This is a genomic window from Okeania sp., from assembly GCF_983059655.1.
Map to the genome: position 1 here is coordinate 1 of NZ_CEZPJD010000723.1, position 4,035 is coordinate 4,035.

A 4,035-nucleotide genomic window follows, 5' to 3' on the forward strand; every position below is an offset into this window, starting at 1 on the left:
CGACCGCTGTCTTGGTCCATTGGATATGGCGCAGGTTTCGGAGCCATCCCACCCTCCGGGAAGCTGCGAAGAGCGACCGCTGTCTTGGTTGATTGGATATGGCGCAGGTTTCGGAGCCATCCCTCAACCGCTTTTTCATCCCCTTGAAAGGGGAGGCTTGAGACCTTATTTTTTGGTCACTAAATCCTCTTTAATCAAAGAATTTAATTTCTTTGAATACAATCTTAGTAAACTCGAATATAGCAATTCCCGTACTGGTGAGGTAGACAATTTTAGTTTTGTTTTGAGGGAACACCGGATCTGGGAACATGAAATAAAAATACAAAAAGATAACTGTATATCACTAATTTGAGAAACGCTATATATCACTCAGTTTACTTGAATAGCTACATACCTTGCCTGTTAAAATTTAAGTTTGATTGGGGTTAAAAAAGTGTATCATTCACTGATTTGAACTCTTTTAAATCTTTTTCATGTCTGGCTTAAAAAGACTTGATTTAAGTAATTTGTTAGTAAAGAGGATTTAAACTGAGAAGATAACGCTCGTATAAATTATATTATTGATTAATTAATTCAATTAATTAAAAAATTAGCGATAGTGTAGGAAATGCTAAAAACTACCGCTTTTCATTTCATATTATTTTTACTCAGGAAACTCAGGAATTACCCACTTAGGAGGAGCCATTCTTTTCTTCATAACTGCTTCTTCAGCTATTTCCAGCATTTTATCTAAGGAAGTATCACCAATAAACTTTGATGCTTCTTTGGCATAATCCTGATTCGGGCATTTATTACCCAAAACACATCCATTAACACAATCTTCTGCACAATTTACAGTATTTTCCATCCTATTTTCCTCTGGTAGTTTAGTAATTTTATAGCAAATAACTTCTTTTAGTTATCTACTTCAGCAGTCATCATTTGACTTTCAATATTATCATAAACTCTATTCTGTCTCAATAGCTTTTTGCGCTCTGCCCTGATAGCTTAATTCATATTAACAAAAGGTACTTTTTTCTACATCCCTTACAACTCTTCAACCCTCACTACCTTACTTTAATAATCAATAAATTGACCGGTACTACTGACGCAAAACTTTCCTGCGGAATGCTGCGCAAACGCGATTGCCGGATGTAGTGTTAAATTGACTAGCGATTATTTCGATCAATTAAAAAATATGTATTCATTCTTCCTTTACCCTTAATCATAATAGTTCCCCTAGGATTTAATGTATACTTTTCTTTTAAATAATTAGCAGTTTTTTCTGTTACTTGAATAACATTAGGTACACCATGAGATTCCATTCTACTTGCAGTATTAACAGCATCACCCCAAAGGTCATAAATAAATTTTTTTCTACCAATAACACCTGCAATAACAGGACCAGTATTAATGCCAATTCTAATACTAAGCTGCATATTATTTTTTTGATTAAAATTAGCAATTGCCTGCTGCATATCCAAAGCCATTTCAGCAATTGCTTCAGCATGATCTTGTCGTGGATTTGGTAAACCCCCAACTACCATATAAGCATCTCCAATAGTTTTAATTTTTTCCAAACAATATTTATCAGTTAACTCATCAAAACAAGAAAATATTTCATTAAGTAAATTAACTAACTGTGTAGGAGGAATATTTTCTGATAATTGAGTAAAACCTACTAAGTCAGCAAACAAAATAGTTACTTCGGTAAAACTTTCAGCAATATTTTCCTGTTCTTCCTTTAATTTTTCTGCAATAGGTTTAGGCAAAATATTTAATAACAATTTTTCCGATTTTTTCTGTTCGGCAGACAATACTTTTTCTGCTTGCTTACGTTGATCAATTTCTCTAGAAACTCGATTAAACATTTGATTAAAAGCCACCATGACCTCTCCTAATTCATCTTGCCTTTGAACAGAAAGGGAATAAAATTTAACCTCATTACCATTTTTACTTAAAGTTTCTCCAGCAGCAATTAAATCATCTCTTAACCTCAAAACTGGAGAAATTAAACTCACTCCTAGAACTAGCATTGTCACCAAAGTAACGAAAAGAGATATGACGACTATAAGCACTGCAATTCTACCAATAAAAGCATATAACTTTGGTTGAATATTAGAAGTATCATGACGGGCAATTAATGTATAATTTATTCCCAAATAATCTGCTGACAATGCCATATCATATCGTTTACCATCTCGACTTCTAACACGCAAAATATCTTTGTTTTTGAGGTCATCAAAGTCTATATCGGGAGCTTCACCAATGGTTTCTATTAACTTTCCCTGATAATCATAAATTGTGACTCCCAAAACCACAGAGTCTTGCGTTTGCGTTAATGTTTTTACTTTTTCCTGAAACATACCATCAGACTTCATACTCGTTTGAGTCAAGCGCACAATAGAATTAAAAATCGCTCCAGAAACATCTTCTAGTTGGTGAAGAAGTTCATCTTCCCGACGCTTATAAGATGGAATTAAAATTACAGCCTCAATTACTAAAATACTGGCAAATATCCATAATACTATTTTTCTAGATAAACGCGCTCTAAAAAAATAAAATAGCCCGGAAATTTTAATAAACATATACAATTTATTTTTTGAGAAATTTACTAAAAGCTTGTACAGCCAACTCTAAAATAAAACAATTAAAACATCATTAATATCTCTGTTATAGCACTACGGAGAAAGCTATGAATATTGTATATATCATACCAATTTTAAAAAAGAATGTTACGAATAATAAGTGTAATCAAAATATTGTTCCGGAAATATTCTTTTGACAAAAAAGAGAATCTACGACCTTAAAATTAGTGTTAAATCTATTTATTATCAATTTTGTTTGTGGAGCATTCCGTAGGAAATTATAAGAAATACCCTAGCTATTTGTAGCAAACATTTATCAAATTGGTATAACCTATAGCAATCCTAAATTATTCGTGAATAGCAATAGCCTCAAATTTAGAGACAGCAAATCTTATCTATGGATAAATTTCACGAATCAGATAGGGTTGCTATATATTTTAACTTTTTCAATTAACTATAGAATTTAAAGCACTTTTAAGGTGATTAAGTACAGCTTCATCTTATAGAAGTTTTAATTTAGGTAAAGTACATAGACTCTAATATCAAATCTCAAAATTTTGCTACATTTTCTTAGCTGGGATGAGTGAGTGAGCAAGGGAGCGATAAAAATAAGAATAATGTATACTGATTGATTAATAATACCATTCCTTCATTAGGCTGCCCTGAATAATAGATGATAATTGTCAGGGTAATAACCAGCGCCTGTGAAAAATTTATTTAACATTTGTAAGTAGGGAGTAGAGATTAAATCAGTTAAAAATTAACAGTTAACAGTTAGCTTCCTGGGTTAGAATTCCGTTAGTAGGTATTATGGGAGATTAATTAAGAAATGTAGCTTCACTTTATAAATAACTACTACAAAAGTATTAAGATTAAAAATATTAACTGTTATAGCCTTTTCATTTGAAATGTGGAAACAGAGTCTTGCTCAAAAGGGAACAGGAAACAGGGAACAGTAAAGAAGAAAAAAAACTATTAAATAAGCAATCACACAAAATTAATTACCTATTTTTACAATAAAAAAGATATTCTGAGAAAAAAGCAACTAAGAAGGTGATTTTTATGAGGTTCATTAGAGAATTAAATACCGAGAATAAAAAACTTCTAGAAAAAATAAGTATGCAAAGTGAATTCTCTCAAGTGAGAGACAGAGCCAAATGTATACTGTTGAGTTATCAGAAATTTTCGATCAACGAATTAATGTCAATATTTGGGGCCAGTAGAAAAACTATATATAATTGGTTAACGAGATGGGAAGACCAACAAATAAAATAAAGGGGTTGTATAATCAAAAAGGTAGAGAAAGAAAAAGCAAGTTAAAGCAGTAGCAACAGGAGCAAGTAAAAGACTGGGTGAAATCTGAACCAAAAAGCCTCAAAAAGGTCGAGTTAAAAATTCAACAAGAGTAGCAAATAAATAGGGTTTGCTGATTAAATATCAAAGTCTTTACTGATATTGGTTTTAGCCT

The 4,035-nt window shown here is 31.9% G+C and carries 3 protein-coding genes and 1 pseudogene; 2 read left to right on the forward strand and 2 right to left on the reverse strand.

Features of this window, described 5'->3' with window-relative positions:
- Window positions 1–352 (forward strand): hypothetical protein (locus AC3DU7_RS27355; RefSeq protein ID WP_488042416.1); only part of this gene is annotated, 352 nt, incomplete at its 5' end.
- Window positions 353–643: 291 nt separating this feature from the next.
- On the opposite strand, the gene AC3DU7_RS27360 is transcribed toward AC3DU7_RS27355, so the two are convergent.
- Window positions 644–847: a hypothetical protein gene (locus AC3DU7_RS27360; RefSeq protein WP_488042417.1), complete on the reverse strand. Its 204-nt coding sequence runs from the start codon at window positions 845–847 to the stop codon at window positions 644–646.
- Window positions 848–1,148: 301 nt separating this feature from the next.
- Window positions 1,149–2,567 (reverse strand): adenylate/guanylate cyclase domain-containing protein, encoded by a 1,419-nt coding sequence (locus tag AC3DU7_RS27365; protein WP_488042418.1) that lies wholly within the window; start codon window positions 2,565–2,567, stop codon window positions 1,149–1,151.
- Between the two features lie 1,062 nt (window positions 2,568–3,629).
- Between AC3DU7_RS27365 and AC3DU7_RS27370 the strand changes: the two are divergent.
- Window positions 3,630–3,973 (forward strand): annotated as a pseudogene (locus tag AC3DU7_RS27370) (helix-turn-helix domain-containing protein); the annotation flags it as partial.
- Between the last annotated feature and the right edge of the window lie 62 nt (window positions 3,974–4,035).